This window comes from Paenibacillus taichungensis (genome assembly GCF_003287275.1).
Classification (GTDB): Bacteria; Bacillota; Bacilli; order Paenibacillales; family Paenibacillaceae; genus Paenibacillus; species Paenibacillus taichungensis_A.
The window spans coordinates 1-14,712 of record NZ_QEVW01000002.1 but is presented as its reverse complement, the minus strand read 5'-3'; the positions used below and the strand labels follow the sequence as shown (position 1 = coordinate 14,712).

Here is a 14,712-nt window from a genome sequence, read left to right as displayed (position 1 = left end):
CTTATTCTTTTAATCATTTTATTGTAAATCAGGTTGTAAACAGCAAAAAAACACATCCGTCAAGGGACGAATGTGTCGTGGTACCACCCTTATTTAACTGCACTTTGCTGGCTGACCTGCCATCAAAACATCAAGGCATTGGCCATAAACCGGTTCTACGTTTGCAACCTATGCAACGTGAACGTGCAGTCCTTTAGGGCATAACGGGCCCATCCGGCGAAGGTTACAGGCCAGTTCAGGCCTTCTCCTCCGCAGCTCGCGAGGTAGGAATAACGAAACAGCAACAGAAACCTTGCACTAAGCGGTTTCCTCTCTGTAGAAGCTGGCTGACGTAATTATGTCCTCGTTGATCGCTGTTATCATTTTGATCAACATAGTGTATCTACAAGAAATTGTCAACCATTCACTCGAATACTACCCCCGAATAATATTCGACCACATCACGGATGAGCATGTACGCTTCTCCATTCGTAAGCTCGTTTTTGTTTGCTATCCCAGCAAGCGTTTCCTCACTTAAGAAGTTCTGCTTTTGCAATTGAGTAAGTGCCAATTCAGGTGTAGTTTCAGCTTCAGTAACTCCCATTGCCAAACATAGCATATACGCGGCCTGATCCAGAGTTAAAGGTAAAGCGGAAGCATTCTTCATACTCAGAACAACTTTATCTGCACTGCCTGTATAAAAGGTTGGAAACATGGCTTGCAGTCTTTTCAATTTACTCAAGTAGCGTTCCGGATTCATAGCCGTATCCAGATCCCAACCATCATTATTATAATTACCTGAGGCCATGTACATACTCGCGGCAGCAAGTAACCCCCTATAATCCTTATGCTCCATGTACTCGGGCTTCTCAAAACTGTGCATCGATAGATCCATGCCCTGTTTCTCCAGCATCTTACGCAATTCGGCTGCACGCTCCTCAGAAGCTGAGATTTCCCTGAAGGACTCCTTATGCACATATGCCAGTTTGACCGCTGCTCCAGCAGCTTCTCCAGTAGCCATCCCCAGAGGGACGACCCTTGCGCTCCCATGTGGAATCGTGTCATAACTTGCTGCTCGTCCCACTACTAACAGACCATCAACTTTCAACGGAACAAGCGAACGGAAAGGCACGCCATATTGAACCGGACTCAGCATAATTGTGCAGGATTGCCCACACTCGTACTCTGAATATCGATATCGTATGAACCATATCCAATAGCATCCCAATGATCACGATTCTCCATAACATCGGCAAGTGTCAGACGATACTCCCCATAGATGTGACGTGATTCCCTCACGTAGAGCTCATCCGCCGTTCCGGCATATTGAAGCCCTGCAAATTCCTCGTAATTTTTCTTCAAAAAATCAACGATCAAAGGTGCTTCCTTCCGCCCTATTTCCAACCCATCTTTCACTGATGCCGGATCCAGCGGATCTACTCCAAAGATCTGCATCGTATTGATCAGGATGGTATCATCGTTTTGTCTCCCAATGTTCAGACTGCGAATTTTGATGCGTTGCGGATCAGTCGATTCATATTTTCGCGCATCACCGTATCCCCAGGCACTCATTTTATCAACACCCGTACCTTCTCTTTCCCTGAACTTTTGCCATACTTCATCTGTAACACCACTTAGCTTAAATACGAGCGTAGAGACCATCTTGGACTTGCCATCTCCAATGTCCTGTCTTCCTATGGAATATGGAACTCCAGCAGCCGCTGCAATATCTGCATCCTGAGTAGCGTCAATGATTGAACGTGTTGCAATTTTTATAATGGTTCCATCTTCTTTGGTTATGTTCATTCCCATAATTGTAGTTTGCCCTCCCGAGACAGACTCAGTAATGGGCTCCAAATGTTTAACATTCATCAGAAGATCAATATTAGGTTCGGAATGAATCATTCGATAGAAAACGTTAGCCGCTGTATGGGTATCAAATGAACTGCCCTCAATCTGGTCAAACCATTCCTGGAAAATCCCTTTATTCAGAAAATCAGGCTGTCGAAGACTGCTCAACCATTGTGGCTGATTAGGGGAGTAATTCAAATCTAACGTATTAAGCCCCCCTTCGGTCATCAAACCTCCCAGCATGTTGCGATCTCTTGCCTCAACCAACAATACCCTCATCCCATTGCGGGCAGCAGATAACGCAGCCGTAATTCCCTCCGGATCAGTTCCAGCAACAATAACGTTATAAGAATCGGACAGCGTTGTGCTCGATTGGACAGTCTCCAATGGCTGCCATACATAATTATTATTGAATTTATAGTTCTTGTTCCAGATATAAAAGGCAGCATAAGCTACACTAAATAAAATAATAAATACAGCGACCGTAATTACTGTTACTTTCATTTTTTTGCTAACCAAAATAATTAATCCTCCACTATGTAATGTAAATTCATAAAAGCTATTAATGTATCACTAACTCGTATATTCTTCCAACAAAAAGCTATTATGTCCTCCTCTCTAACCATAAAAATATCCATAAAAAAAACACTCCCCAACGGTTTTCACCATGTCAGGAAATGTTGATTATATTGGCCTCATGTCATGATTAAGATCCTACGATTGTGCATAACAATGACAACAAAAACTTGGACTGCATCCTAACTTTATCCATTATAAAGACCCCTTTTTGCAATGTAAAGGCATAGTAAACCTATACACTTCATATAAAAAGAGACTTCAACACTCCCCAACGGTTTTTACTCACTCTCCATGAATTGCTGGGCGATGGCTGACATGGCCGTGCGTTCCCTGTAATATAGAGAAATAGAAACCATGTATTAATTGATAAAGGAGTTTGTCCTATGCCATATATTATTTATGATCTTGAATTCACGGTAAGTCGCAATACACGTTACTCTTCTGAAATTATAGATATAGGTGCCGTCAAAGTAACGGAAGGTGAGAACGGCCTGTTCGTGTCGGACACGTTCCATACTTATGTTCGTCCATCCAATAAATCGGTGCTGTCCGCCGATACGATTCAGTTTACGGGGATTACGCAGAAAGACATCGACGCAGCCCCTCTTTTTCCGGAAGCGCTGAATCAATTTATTGCCTGGATGGGGACTGAATCCTATTACATGTGCTCCTGGGGACCAGATGACCGCACCAAACTGATCTCTCATTGTCGCACTCATCAGCTCGATGTAGCCTGGATCACCAACCACAATGATATTCAGCAGCAATGGTCACGCACAGTACGCAAGGAAGGAAAATTCCGTCAGCTTGGACTCGCTCAGGCTCTTGAACTGTGCGGTATTGAATTCGATGGCACCCAGCACCGCGCTTTGGATGATGCCATTAATACAGCCAAAGTATTCATACATCAATTTGATCAGTTCAAGTTGGAAACCAATTGCGCCGCAGATGATGAGGGCATCACATCCAAAGTGGTCTATTCCAGTAGTGTAGAAGATGACGAGAAAGATTCTCCTTTCGGTAACCTTGCACACCTGTTCAAGTCCAACGAATAATGGAATACGACTGCATGTTGAACAAAGTCAGACCAGCCATGATCTGCATTGAAGTTCAGTTGTAGATCTCCCTCCAACGTTCCAGACGTTCTTTCATCATGAGACGGCATTTCTCGGGTTCCAGAATTTCGGCATCGGGTCCATATTGAGACAACCACGTTAGAAATCCTTCTTCATCACTCAATATGGCTTCAAACAACAACGTGCCCTCCGGTTCAATCGTCAAGATGGGGCGTGCAAAAAACTGCTCCTGCATGACACGCTCCACAGCGTGCGGTGAGAATCTGATTTTGAATGCAGTCCACTCCGTACTGCCGCTAAGTTCCTGTGGCGTGCGGAAGTGAGATTGTAAAAGGTAATCATCTTTGCGGAACGTGCGTGGCAAAATCCGAACCCTGTACAAACGGTTCACTTGAAATATTCTCAGTTTCTCTGACAGGTGACAATACGCCAACAGATCAAATCGGTATTCACGAGGAATAAGACAGTAGGGGTCCATTCGTGCAATCCCTTTTTTACCTTGAAACAGATACTCTCCTTCAATAGTGTTCTGGGAAATTCCAGCCTGAAGCAAGGTCACCAGGGAATGATTCAGAAGTTCGGTACTTTCATTTTGCCAAGCAGAAGTACCCACCTTGAACAACCCGCTAATTTGCTCAGACCATTCCACACGCTCTGTTTTGTTTTTCTGACTCGAAGCAACCACTTTCTCATACGCGCTCTCAAAAGCAGGCTTCAGCAACGGACGAATATTCTCCATGACTTCTGCCAGGTGCATAAAGGCTTGAGCTTCTTCATCAGACCAATTCAGCGGATACATAGCAAAATGGCTGATAAACATGTATCCTCTCCCGTGTCCCATATTGGCGATGGGGATATGCATTGCACTGAGGGCCTCCATGTCGCGGTATATCGTCCTTTCCGTTGTCTCGCACCGCTCGGCAAGCTCACGGGCCAGAATACCCGGCTTGGCCTGCACAAGAGTTATAATGCGCATTAATCGGATCAGTCGGTCTGTCATTTTGCCGGACCCTCCACGATGTTGTTTCAATAAATTCGATACAACTCCATCCATTTTTTTATTATTATGTTGTTTAGTACATTCGACTTATTCCTTGACTTCACCTTCAAAAATTTATGTAGAAACATTCCTTTCTGAACCAACATCCCTAGTTCTTTATCCCTATTCACCTAACATCGTTTTTCCACGATTATGAACCAAGGAATCAAAAGTAATCCCGTAATGGTGCCGAAGTTTCTCCACAATTTCGGCTTCCGCATAATAATCCAGATCCTGTTTACGTGCCGCTTCAATTAACAAAGCATCTGCGTGACGACGCAGCATGTCGCTGCCCTCTTGTGTACGACCTCTTTCATAAGCGCGCAAAGCTTGTTTAATCAGAGGAACTGTTTCATTTAATTTGATTGTCTTCTCTACCTTAGGATCTTCCGGCTGGCGCAGCATCCCCAGATGACTGGTGTACTGAATGTATAACTGTTCTCTGCGCAGCAGTACTCTCTGGCTTTGTTTCAATTTTCGCGTACTCCAATAAGCTGAACATACGGCACTTTTCCCCGATACACGAGGTCCCATGGCGAATTCGAGTAAAATTTGTTTACTCTCTCCCTTGTATACATCTCCAAGTCTTAGAACCCAACCGATATCCGTTTCTTTGGAACGACAACCGTAGATGCCTTTAAGCTTAATTCCGAATTCCGGTTTGAGCAAAAGTTCCAAGTCTCGCGACACAATTTTGGGTGCTATTTTCCTGAGTCTTTTGGCAGGGGCACCATTACGCCACTCTACCATCATATATACGGGGTCCGCTCCCCCTGTCGGTATGGCCTCTCTATTCCACGAATAAGATACTTCAAAGACTGAGTTCACTGGTAGTCTCTCCCCCGATTTATATGTATTATCTTCTAAGTTATCAGGGTAAATGGACACTATATTGTCACGGAACATATGTTCGCAGGAAATTTTTCCATAATATTAGTTTCTCGTCCCTAAATCCGTGTAATTACGACAATAAACGACGAAAAAGCCTGGCAGTATGCCAAGCTTTTAGACCACTTTTATATGACAAGTCCTAACTTAAATCGTAGAAGTATTCATTCCCAGTTTGTGTGAATTTTGTATAGAATCAGGTTCTGCGATTGGAGCATAAGTAATACTGTCGATAATCAATTCACGCCCGATTGGCTCACCATTTACAGTGATCATAATCGTTTTGGTTGCTGCAGCTTGTTTATTTGTGTACATACGTTTCTACTCCTTCGTATTCACGATCTTCATAAAAATCGGATATATTGTTTTCACTCATTAAATTACAAATTTCGTTAATATGAATAGCAAGCACCCGGATCTGAAGTAAAAGAGTGATGTCAGGACCGTCCGGAATGCCGCCCTGTCCTTCTATTACCCCGGCTCCCGTAAAATTAAACAGCTGTCCGCATGTATTGATTTATTCTCATATAGGGTAATTAAAACTACATCATCTTGAACCCATTGTCCTGGTTTTGACGTATAATGTAAGAGCCGTATTTCAACAAATGATGACGAAATCGGCAAACGATTATGTAACCGAAAGAAGGTGCCTTTCATGCCAAAATCCATTCAGGGTTATTTCATTCGGGTGTTATTCACCACATGTGTATTGTTTACTGTTTCTTTGACTTCAACAGTCAGTGCAGCAAATGCCAATATATTCTCCGATATCTATAGTGGATGGGAACGAGTCTCCGAACTTCCTGGAGAAGTGAACGCCTTGCAGGAAAGCTATAAACAGACGCTGGAGCAATTGAATCAGACTTCTGCCCAATTGGGACAAGCCCAGGCAAATGTCGAAGCATTCAAGGCACAGAACGAGTTGCTGCTGGCGCAAAACGAAAAACTGACTGACATGGTGAGCAAGCTGCAAAATGATCAGGATGCCAAAACGGCAACTGCCAAACGCATTCAAACGATGATTATCACAGCCGTTTCACTCATATTGGGATACTTTATTCTGATTCGGGTGATGCGCTGGGGAATGCGTCGCCGTTCAGGCCGAGTATAAAAGAACAGGAGCAACCGCATGCACATACACCTGAATAATGCCGAAGCTGGCGGAGCCGGACAAGTGGTCACGTTCTCGTTGATCCAGGACGACCGCCTTCATATTCTCCATCCCCAGCAAATTGTCGCTTTTCGCGGCCCAAGCAGCAGTCGGAATGATAAATTTATGAATATTTCGGGTATCTATCGTAAAAAAAAGCTCATCAAATCCGAAATTACCGGGCCTTGTCAATTTGTGGCCGCCCTGCCTCCCGGATTCACCATGAAGGAAGTTGAATTGAGCGAGAACAGTGATCTGCTGTACGACTTCCGCCACCTTTTCTTCTACTCTGACGGCGTTACGATGCACACCAAAATTCAGAAAATCAAAAACATGCTGATCACTCGGGATGCAGTGAAAATGAAATTTTCGGGCAAAGGCAAGATTGGATTGCTGACACAAGGTCAGGTCTGCCAGCAGGAATTGCACCCTACCGCACCGCTGTACGTGGATGCAGGCAGTATTATCGCCTATCCCGAGAACGCGCAGCTTGAACTCACCGTATATGGGAACAACCTTGCCAGCCAGCATATGAACTATCATTGGAAGATGACAGGACATGGCTCTGTACTCTTTCAGGCAGGCCGTGAAAACCATAGACTGGAACAGGATATGAATGATGAAGGCTTATTTAAGCGCATTCTGAAGGAAGTCATTCCTTTTGGAAATGTATTAATCAAATGAGTCCAGATGACGTTATACTCGGCGATAAATGGGTTCTCATGGAAAGCATGCTCGCCGTATTGGAAATGTGTTATACTGTACCGGACAATTGAAGAAGAAAATCCATGCCTATGGCATGGGAGAGGTTCGCGAACTCCCTCTATAAGACTCGACCTTTAATAAGGTCAATAAGTCTTGCGTACATTTTAGGTAACAAACGTACGTAAAAAACTAAGGACACTAGATCGTGCCTGCTTTTTTTTGAGCAGCATACGAGAAGGTGTGTTTTTTGATGGATGCCAGTTCATGAACTTCTCTGTTCTTCCGACACTCTGTGCCTATGTGCATGGATTGATCTTAAGAAGATGGAGAGGTTTTTTTATGTTGAACGAAGAAAAAGCAGTCGTTGTATTCAGCGGCGGTCAGGACAGTACAACTTGTTTGTTCTGGGCCAAACAGCAATTTGCTGAGGTTGAGGTAGTTACCTTCGATTACGGCCAGCGTCACAAGCTGGAGATTGAATGCGCCGCAGAGATCGCCCGCGATCTGGGTGTACAGCAAACGGTACTGGATATGAGTTTGTTAAACCAACTCGCGCCCAATGCTCTCACTCGTACGGATGTGGAGATTACGCATGAAGAAGGTGAACTACCGAGTACGTTCGTCGATGGGCGGAATTTGCTGTTCCTCAGTTTTGCAGCCATTATGGCGAAGCAAAAAGGGGCTCGTCACCTAGTCACAGGTGTATGCGAAACGGATTTCAGCGGTTACCCGGATTGTCGGGATTCGTTTGTGAAATCGATGAATGTAACTCTGAATCTGTCCATGGACTACCCGTTTGTTATTCACACCCCACTGATGTGGTTGGACAAAGCCCAAACATGGAAAATGGCGGATAAGCTTGGTGCCTTCGACTATGTGCGGGAGCGCACACTGACCTGTTATAACGGGATTATCGGCGATGGCTGCGGAGAATGTCCTGCCTGCAAACTGCGCAAAGCCGGACTGGATCGCTATCTGGAGCAACGCAATGATTCTGCTATAGTTGGAACTGCGGGAGCAGATGTACGATGAGAGAACCCGGAACATTTCGTATTGTGGAACGATTGCAGCGGATTGGTGAAGACATCCTCCCTGCACAGCTTCGCTATCATCGTAAACGTGTACTTGTCAGCAAGGAGTTTACGTTTGACGCTGCGCATCATCTGCATTGTTATGAAGGCAAGTGCAAGAATTTGCACGGGCATACGTATAAAGTTGTTTTTGGCATTAGCGGTTACCCGGGTGAGACCGGACTGACGGTTGATTTTGGACATATCAAGGAGATATGGAAAACACAAATTGAAGGGTATCTGGATCATCAGTATTTGAACGAAACCCTTCCCCTCATGAACACAACTGCTGAAAATATGGTCGTCTGGTTGTTCGAGCAGATGGAACATGCCTTGCAGACAGAACCGTATGCCACATTAACTGAGGGTGGTCGAACAGAGTTTGTCCGCTTATACGAGACGCCAACCAGTTACGCCGAGGCTAGACGGGAGTGGATGATCGATGAGTAGTGTGGAACAGATCAAAGAGGCTCGTATTCCTGTGATGGAAATCTTCGGCCCCACGGTTCAAGGCGAAGGCATGGTTATTGGGCAGAAAACGATGTTCGTCCGTACCGCGGGCTGTGATTATCGCTGCTCCTGGTGTGATTCGGCCTTTACTTGGGACGGCAGCGGCAAGGATCTGATTCGGATGATTACGCCGGAGGACGTGTGGAACGAGCTGCGCCGCGTTGGCGGATCACGCTTCTCTCATGTGACCATCTCAGGAGGCAACCCTGCCCTGCTCGCCTCGCTGGGCGGATTGGTTAAGCTGCTCCGGGAGAACGGCATCCGCACCGCGGTAGAAACGCAGGGCTCCCGTTGGCAGTCTTGGCTGGCGGACATTGACGAAGTCACCGTCTCGCCCAAGCCTCCCAGCTCCGGCATGGAAACCGATTGGGCCGTGCTGGATGATCTGATCCACCGACTGGCTGCTCGCCCGGTGGGACGAAGCCACAGTCTGAAAATCGTGATTTTCGATGGGATAGATTTGGACTATGCCCGCCGTGTGCATGCACGGTATCCGGGCACGGATTTATTTTTGCAGACCGGGAACCCGGACGTCACTTCTGCCGATACGCCAGATCTGGCATCTTCGCTGCTTGCCCGTTATGAATGGCTGATTGAGCAAGTTAGTGCATCCGCTGATCTGAACGACGTTCGTGTGCTGCCACAGCTGCATACCCTTGTGTGGGGCAACAAACGCGGCGTCTGATGGGCTATATGGGTGGAATGGGCGGCATGATGTAAGGATGAGAATGAATTGTCCTCAGTTAATGAAAGAAAAGAATTAGACAGGCAAAATCGCCTATTCATATATACCGCGAGGCTTCGGGCTTTGACGGAAACAAGGAGCGTTTAAGAACCGATGAGACAACCTGATGAAATGCAAGATCTAACATTACTGGGTAACCAGGGTGTAAAATATACGTTTGAATATGATCCGGGAATCCTGGAGAATTTTGATAACAAGCATCCGTACCGTGATTATTTTGTCAAATTCAACTGCCCGGAGTTCACCAGCCTGTGCCCGATTACGGGTCAGCCGGATTTTGCGACGATCTATATCAGCTACATTCCGGATGTGAAAATGGTGGAGAGCAAATCGCTCAAGCTGTACCTGTTCAGCTTCCGCAACCATGGTGATTTCCACGAGGATTGTGTGAATATCATCATGAACGACCTGATTAAGCTGATGGACCCACGCTATATTGAAGTATGGGGCAAATTCACGCCGCGCGGCGGCATTTCCATCGACCCGTACACCAACTACGGCAAACCAGGTACGAAATATGAGCAAATGGCTGAACACCGCATGATGAATCATGATATGTACCCGGAGACGATTGATAATCGTTAATTTGGCAGATACATCAATTATGCTTTGTGCAAAATAAAATTATAGAACAAACAAAAGCCGAACTCTTCTATCCGAAGAAGTTCGGCTTTTGTTTTTTTGTATGCTATGGAACGTGAGCGTTAGCAATCAATCGTATGATTGGACTAGCATTCAAGTACTATGATCTTCCTTCAGTTCTTTCACTTTTTTGATGTAATGTCTCAGCATAAGTACACCAATAGACTGAACAACCACAAAAAATCCGATAGCAAAGTACAGAGACGTAGAGGCAACATAGATAGTCAGAAAAGTCATGACTGCCATAAATAGAATGGTCATCGCCAAATTACGTTTGGCAAGAACATATAGTGATAGCGATTTCATATTGATCAGTCTTTTTAATTTCTGATTTAGTAAACTTTAATAGTAGATTCTTTAAAGTATATCAATAGTTTACATTATAATGAAAAGGTTAATTTCACCTGTTCCCCTTGTCGACCTTTCAAATCTGTCCTATTATGTAACAATATGCTTAGGCACATCACATCATCAGGCGCTGATCCCTCGTGACCGCGACCAAAGGAGAACTGTTCATGTCCATGCAAAATTCATTATCCAAAGACGCCGCTGCGCGTTCGAAAGCTCCACCCGGATTGGATGCACAAGGTACCGTTTACCGGATCTTAATTGCCATCAGTCTGGTCCATTTGTTCAACGATTCAATCCAATCGGTCATTCCGGCTATTTTTCCGATTCTGAAAGACTCCATGCATCTCACGTATACACAGATCGGATGGATTTCGTTTGCTATTAACTTTACTGCGTCCATCATGCAGCCTGTTGTAGGCTGGTTTGCTGATAAAAAACCAACACCTTCCATTCTGCCCATCGGCATGGGCTTTACGTTCACCGGTATGCTTTTGCTTGCCTTCGCCGACAGTTATATGGCTGTCCTGATCTCCGTCATCTTTGTTGGTCTCGGTTCGGCGGCGTTCCATCCAGAGGGTTCACGGGTATCCCATATGGCCGCCGGGCCTCGTCGGGGTCTCGCTCAGTCAATCTTCCAGGTAGGTGGCAATGCAGGTCAGTCTCTGGCTCCATTGCTTACCAGATGGATTTTCATCCCGTTTGGGTTGTTCGGTGCCATCGGCTTCACGGGCATTGCTGCTGCGGGAATCGCGGTTCAAATTTATATCGCTCGCTGGTATGGACGCATGCTGCAATCGGGAGGATATTTGCGCAGACAGGCTGCAGCTCGTCGTGCTCCCAATCCAGCATTACGTAAAAAGATTGCTGCTGCCATAACCATTTTGATTCTGCTCGTCTTTGTCCGTTCGTGGTATGTCGCTTCAATCGGCAGCTTCTATGCGTTTAACCTGAAGGATACATTCAACTTGTCCACAGAGGACGCACAGATCTATATCTTCCTGTTCCTGGCGGCTGGGGCTCTTGGTACGTTCTTTGGCGGTCCACTGGCGGATCGCTTCGGTAAACGCAACATGATCTTCCTGTCGATGGCCGGAGCCGCTCCACTGGCGCTGCTGCTGCCTTATGCGAATCTGTTCTGGACAGCCGTGTTGCTGAGTATTATTGGGTTCATCATGTTGTCCAGCTTCTCGGTGACCGTTGTGTATGCACAAATGCTGATTCCCGGCAAAATTGGGACCGTCTCCGGCCTGATTACCGGTCTGGCATTTGGTATGGGCGGTCTGGGCGCACTCGTGCTGGGGAACTGGATCGACGTGTTCGGCGTATCTCCAGTTATGCAGATGTGCAGCTTCCTGCCACTGATCGGTATCTTTACCTTCCTGCTTCCATCGGATAAATTGCTGAACCGCTGGGCGGAAGAGAACGGGAGCGAAGATTAATTAATTTTTAATCTGACAGATTTAACAAGTTTATATGTTCGATGCTCAACGAAACAAAATAGAGTTGTTAAAGCAGCTTTGTGAAATGTAAAACTCAGGTGGTTAATCCACTTCGAATGGTTACCTCTTCTTGCACCAACGGGATAAAGCCTTGTATGAATAGGCTTTATCCCGTTTTTGTGTTGTCAGCGGCAGCGTTAGCGTGAACCGTGCGGTATCCTGCTTCATGACAAGCGTGATTAGCCAACAAGAGCTTTGGCAGCTGAGTCGAGCCTGCAAAAATAACCGAATTCAGTAGGATGACATGTGTGTAACGAATCCAGTGCACGTTATTGGCATCCTTTCTGGCAATCCGCCAATGTAACGAATCACAGACACTCTATTCCTTATGTTTAGTCTGATTTGGCATCGTTTTGCCTGATTATCATACAAATAGCGATAATGGGATTCCTTAGAGTCGGCGCAGCCTTCCATAAGCCACAATAGAATGTCATAGATTCGTTAGCGTCAGAGTCATAGTCCAGCGGCTGTGTCCGTACAGCCCTTCTGGTTAATGGATCTTATTGTGAAAGGCGCTGAAGAATCAGGCGCTTTTTATACAACATTTTTCCGGCTTCGGCAACATCACGAATCGTATTTTTGTTGCTCACCGAACCGAATACCATACCGGCAAACGGAATGAGTTGGAACAGCTTTTTCCACCCAAACGATTCACTGTAGGAATTAAAAACCTCCCGCCAACCCTGCATTTGAGAGATAACCTCAACCTGCTTGTCCGGATTATCGTAATCGGCGAGTTCATCAATAATTGCTTTCTTGCCCACAATATCGGCGGAGGAGAATTGCAGACATTTGACGATAAATATGCGCTCTTGGGGTTCGTCAGGGTCGTATCCATAGCATAGCGCCATCTCCTGCAGCACCTTCAGGGAAAGCCCCATGACCATTGGAATATCTGCAGCAATCGTTACAATGCCACCGATACCTGTTGCAGCCCCTTGTGCAGCAGCAAACCTCGTTCGACTGTCCGTAATGTTATCAGCAGTGCGATCCAGCACTTCAAGCGGCAAGCCTTCCACACTGTGAATTTTCGTCGTATCTTTTGTCTCTCCATCCTGGTCTTCGTAAGAGATATCGGCCTTCATGAAATAACCGGATTTGATTGCTTCCTCTTGCAGCAGCTCCGCCACCTTCTTTTTCTGAACGAGAAATTTCCCGCCATTCTGCACATACTGACCGACTTCGTTCAGCGAGTCTCCTATTTTCTGTTTCAGCGCTTTGGGCATAACTTTATCCAGCATGGCAAATGGCAAACGTCCAATTTTGTCCCAAATAAACAAGTCCTTCTGCCCTTTTTCCCATTTTAAAATCTGTTCCAGCTCCCGGTCCAATGTCTCACGCGAATCCATATATGGCCTCCTAATATTATGTGTATAGTGAATTGTATACTCCTCATACGCAGAGGTTAGGGGATGGTTGCTTCTATGCTGTCTCTCGTATCCGTCTTCATGTCTCCCTTTTCAATGTGTACATAAGTAAAAGCCCCTATTCAGCATGGCTCGCTGACTAAGGGCTTACTATATTAAAACTTTAGCAGTATTATTATTTCGCTTCTGCCGCAGCATTCCCATCTGGAACAGGGACTCCAAAGTCAGGCGTGCCATCTTCGTTCCAGCGAATGACCTGCGCGCGGGCGTGACGATTTGGATCATAGAGAGGATCTCCCTCGATGTCCTTGTAGTTTCGCGCGTGATAGATCAGAATATCCGTTTTGCCGTCCGGTGATACCGTAAAGCTGTTATGACCCGGACCATACTGACCATTCGCTTCACACGTTTGGAATACTGGTTTTGGCGATTTCACCCAACTCGCTGGATCAAGCAAGTCTGCATCTTCATCCGCAGTAAGCAAACCCATACAATAATTATAGTCGGTCGCACTCGCAGAGTAACCAATGAAGATCCGCCCATTTCGATGCAACACTGCCGCCCCTTCGTTTACCTTGAAGCCGATGATCTCCCAGTCGTACTCTGGTGTTGCGATCATGACCTGTTCACCACGCAGTGTCCACGGATTTTCCATTTCGGAGATGTACAGGTTCGAGTTACCCACAATGTCCGGATCCTTCTGTGCCCAGACCAGATAACGAATTCCCTTATGCTCAAAAGTCGTTGCATCCAATGCAAATGTTTCCCAGCGCGTATGAATCTGTCCTTTCTCCACCCAATCACCTTCCAGTGGATTCGGAGAATCATTCTCCAACACATACATCCTGTGGTCGAAAAGACCTTCATTCGTCTCGCTGGTATGAGCTGCTGCATAATATATGTACCATTTTCCATCGATAAAATGAATTTCAGGTGCCCATATGTTGGCACTCATCGGTCCTGTATCACGTTTGTGCCATGCCGTTACCGGCTCAGCATCTCTTAACTCTTCCAGCGTTTGTGCACGACGAATCTCAATCCGGTCAAAGGCTGGCACCGAAGCGGAGAAATAATAGTACCCATCGGTGTGACGGTACACCCACGGATCAGCACGTTGCTCCAGGATGGGATTGGTAAATGTAATGGAATCAGTCATGGGAATGCTCCCCTTTCAAATGTGTGTGTATGGCTCGGAGTGGAGATTTGGAAACCTTCGAGCGAAAAATGTAAAACCTATTGGTGGTGCACCGCGGACGCTCCG

The 14,712-nt window shown here is 46.0% G+C and carries 17 protein-coding genes; 8 read left to right on the top strand and 9 right to left on the bottom strand.

Annotation, left to right across the window (positions count from 1 at the left end; genetic code table 11):
• Positions 1–403 precede the first annotated feature (403 nt).
• Both DC345_RS02425 and DC345_RS02420 read right to left on the bottom strand, forming a co-directional pair.
• Positions 404–1,135, bottom strand: a complete 732-nt coding sequence (locus DC345_RS02425; protein WP_113051759.1) for an FAD-dependent oxidoreductase — start codon at positions 1,133–1,135, stop codon at positions 404–406.
• Positions 1,129–2,349, bottom strand: coding sequence for an FAD-dependent oxidoreductase (locus DC345_RS02420; RefSeq protein WP_113051758.1), 1,221 nt, complete (start codon positions 2,347–2,349; stop codon positions 1,129–1,131). The genes DC345_RS02425 and DC345_RS02420 overlap by 7 nt, the downstream gene beginning before the upstream one ends.
• 443 nt (positions 2,350–2,792) lie before the next feature.
• Between DC345_RS02420 and DC345_RS02415 the strand changes: the two genes are divergently transcribed.
• Positions 2,793–3,464: a 3'-5' exonuclease gene (locus tag DC345_RS02415; RefSeq protein ID WP_113051757.1), complete on the top strand. Its 672-nt coding sequence runs from the start codon at positions 2,793–2,795 to the stop codon at positions 3,462–3,464.
• A 55-nt stretch (positions 3,465–3,519) separates the two neighbouring features.
• On the opposite strand, the gene DC345_RS02410 is transcribed toward DC345_RS02415, so the two are convergent.
• The 3 genes from DC345_RS02410 to DC345_RS31585 form a co-directional block, all read right to left on the bottom strand.
• On the bottom strand, positions 3,520–4,485 hold the full coding sequence (locus tag DC345_RS02410) for a helix-turn-helix transcriptional regulator (RefSeq protein ID WP_113051756.1): 966 nt from the start codon (positions 4,483–4,485) through the stop codon (positions 3,520–3,522).
• Between the two features lie 162 nt (positions 4,486–4,647).
• The gene (locus DC345_RS02405) at positions 4,648–5,352 is read right to left on the bottom strand and encodes a hypothetical protein (protein WP_146752093.1); all 705 of its coding nucleotides are present in this window, start codon (positions 5,350–5,352) and stop codon (positions 4,648–4,650) included.
• 207 nt (positions 5,353–5,559) lie between these two features.
• The gene (locus DC345_RS31585) at positions 5,560–5,727 is read right to left on the bottom strand and encodes a hypothetical protein (protein ID WP_181586446.1); all 168 of its coding nucleotides are present in this window, start codon (positions 5,725–5,727) and stop codon (positions 5,560–5,562) included.
• A 340-nt stretch (positions 5,728–6,067) separates the two neighbouring features.
• On the opposite strand from DC345_RS31585, the gene DC345_RS02400 reads away from it, so the two are divergent.
• The 6 genes from DC345_RS02400 to queF all read left to right on the top strand — a co-directional run bounded on the left by DC345_RS02400 (position 6,068) and on the right by queF (position 10,177).
• The gene (locus DC345_RS02400) at positions 6,068–6,523 is read left to right on the top strand and encodes a hypothetical protein (protein ID WP_113051754.1); all 456 of its coding nucleotides are present in this window, start codon (positions 6,068–6,070) and stop codon (positions 6,521–6,523) included.
• An 18-nt stretch (positions 6,524–6,541) separates the two neighbouring features.
• A complete protein-coding gene (locus tag DC345_RS02395; protein ID WP_063564567.1) occupies positions 6,542–7,246 on the top strand; it encodes an AIM24 family protein in 705 nt (234 codons plus the stop codon).
• Positions 7,247–7,609: 363 nt separating this feature from the next.
• Positions 7,610–8,299, top strand: a complete 690-nt coding sequence (queC, locus tag DC345_RS02390) for a 7-cyano-7-deazaguanine synthase QueC (protein ID WP_113051915.1) — start codon at positions 7,610–7,612, stop codon at positions 8,297–8,299.
• Positions 8,296–8,787 carry a 6-carboxytetrahydropterin synthase QueD gene (gene queD, locus DC345_RS02385; RefSeq protein ID WP_113051753.1) on the top strand — a complete coding sequence of 164 codons (492 nt, stop codon included), beginning with the start codon at positions 8,296–8,298 and terminating at the stop codon, positions 8,785–8,787. Before queC ends, queD begins: the two co-directional genes overlap by 4 nt.
• Positions 8,780–9,532: a 7-carboxy-7-deazaguanine synthase QueE gene (queE, locus tag DC345_RS02380; protein ID WP_113051752.1), complete on the top strand. Its 753-nt coding sequence runs from the start codon at positions 8,780–8,782 to the stop codon at positions 9,530–9,532. Before queD ends, queE begins: the two co-directional genes overlap by 8 nt.
• Positions 9,533–9,685: 153 nt before the next feature.
• Positions 9,686–10,177 (top strand): preQ(1) synthase, encoded by a 492-nt coding sequence (gene queF / locus DC345_RS02375; RefSeq protein WP_062323912.1) that lies wholly within the window; start codon positions 9,686–9,688, stop codon positions 10,175–10,177.
• 150 nt (positions 10,178–10,327) lie between these two features.
• Here the strand turns inward: queF and DC345_RS02370 are convergent, their stop codons facing one another.
• A complete protein-coding gene (locus DC345_RS02370) occupies positions 10,328–10,540 on the bottom strand; it encodes a hypothetical protein (RefSeq protein WP_113051751.1) in 213 nt (70 codons plus the stop codon).
• Positions 10,541–10,755: 215 nt separating this feature from the next.
• Here DC345_RS02370 and DC345_RS02365 point away from each other — a divergent pair, with 215 nt between their 5' ends.
• On the top strand, positions 10,756–12,024 hold the full coding sequence (locus DC345_RS02365) for an MFS transporter (RefSeq protein WP_113051914.1): 1,269 nt from the start codon (positions 10,756–10,758) through the stop codon (positions 12,022–12,024).
• 166 nt (positions 12,025–12,190) lie between these two features.
• Here DC345_RS02365 and DC345_RS31580 read toward each other — a convergent pair whose 3' ends face one another.
• The 3 genes from DC345_RS31580 to DC345_RS02355 all read right to left on the bottom strand — a co-directional run bounded on the left by DC345_RS31580 (position 12,191) and on the right by DC345_RS02355 (position 14,607).
• Positions 12,191–12,352: a hypothetical protein gene (locus DC345_RS31580; RefSeq protein ID WP_181586444.1), complete on the bottom strand. Its 162-nt coding sequence runs from the start codon at positions 12,350–12,352 to the stop codon at positions 12,191–12,193.
• A 232-nt stretch (positions 12,353–12,584) separates the two neighbouring features.
• Positions 12,585–13,433 (bottom strand): EcsC family protein, encoded by an 849-nt coding sequence (locus DC345_RS02360; protein WP_113051750.1) that lies wholly within the window; start codon positions 13,431–13,433, stop codon positions 12,585–12,587.
• A gap of 193 nt (positions 13,434–13,626) precedes the next feature.
• Complete coding sequence (locus tag DC345_RS02355; RefSeq protein ID WP_113051749.1) at positions 13,627–14,607, bottom strand: glycoside hydrolase family 43 protein; 981 nt, start codon at positions 14,605–14,607, stop codon at positions 13,627–13,629.
• Positions 14,608–14,712 lie beyond the last annotated feature (105 nt).

What these genes read in the sequence shown, in the direction of transcription:
- DC345_RS02355 (WP_113051749.1), bottom strand. Translation starts at nt 14,607, where the DNA reads ATGACTGATTCCATTACATTTACCAATCCCATCCTGGAGCAACGTGCT.
- DC345_RS02360 (WP_113051750.1), bottom strand. Translation starts at nt 13,433, where the DNA reads ATGGATTCGCGTGAGACATTGGACCGGGAGCTGGAACAGATTTTAAAA.
- DC345_RS02365 (WP_113051914.1), top strand. Translation starts at nt 10,756, where the DNA reads ATGCAAAATTCATTATCCAAAGACGCCGCTGCGCGTTCGAAAGCTCCA.
- DC345_RS02415 (WP_113051757.1), top strand. Translation starts at nt 2,793, where the DNA reads ATGCCATATATTATTTATGATCTTGAATTCACGGTAAGTCGCAATACA.
- DC345_RS31585 (WP_181586446.1), bottom strand. Translation starts at nt 5,727, where the DNA reads ATGTACACAAATAAACAAGCTGCAGCAACCAAAACGATTATGATCACT.
- DC345_RS02370 (WP_113051751.1), bottom strand. Translation starts at nt 10,540, where the DNA reads ATGAAATCGCTATCACTATATGTTCTTGCCAAACGTAATTTGGCGATG.
- queF (WP_062323912.1), top strand. Translation starts at nt 9,686, where the DNA reads ATGAGACAACCTGATGAAATGCAAGATCTAACATTACTGGGTAACCAG.
- queE (WP_113051752.1), top strand. Translation starts at nt 8,780, where the DNA reads ATGAGTAGTGTGGAACAGATCAAAGAGGCTCGTATTCCTGTGATGGAA.
- DC345_RS02395 (WP_063564567.1), top strand. Translation starts at nt 6,542, where the DNA reads ATGCACATACACCTGAATAATGCCGAAGCTGGCGGAGCCGGACAAGTG.
- queD (WP_113051753.1), top strand. Translation starts at nt 8,296, where the DNA reads ATGAGAGAACCCGGAACATTTCGTATTGTGGAACGATTGCAGCGGATT.
- DC345_RS02425 (WP_113051759.1), bottom strand. Translation starts at nt 1,135, where the DNA reads ATGCTGAGTCCGGTTCAATATGGCGTGCCTTTCCGTTCGCTTGTTCCG.
- DC345_RS02400 (WP_113051754.1), top strand. Translation starts at nt 6,068, where the DNA reads ATGCCAAAATCCATTCAGGGTTATTTCATTCGGGTGTTATTCACCACA.
- DC345_RS02410 (WP_113051756.1), bottom strand. Translation starts at nt 4,485, where the DNA reads ATGACAGACCGACTGATCCGATTAATGCGCATTATAACTCTTGTGCAG.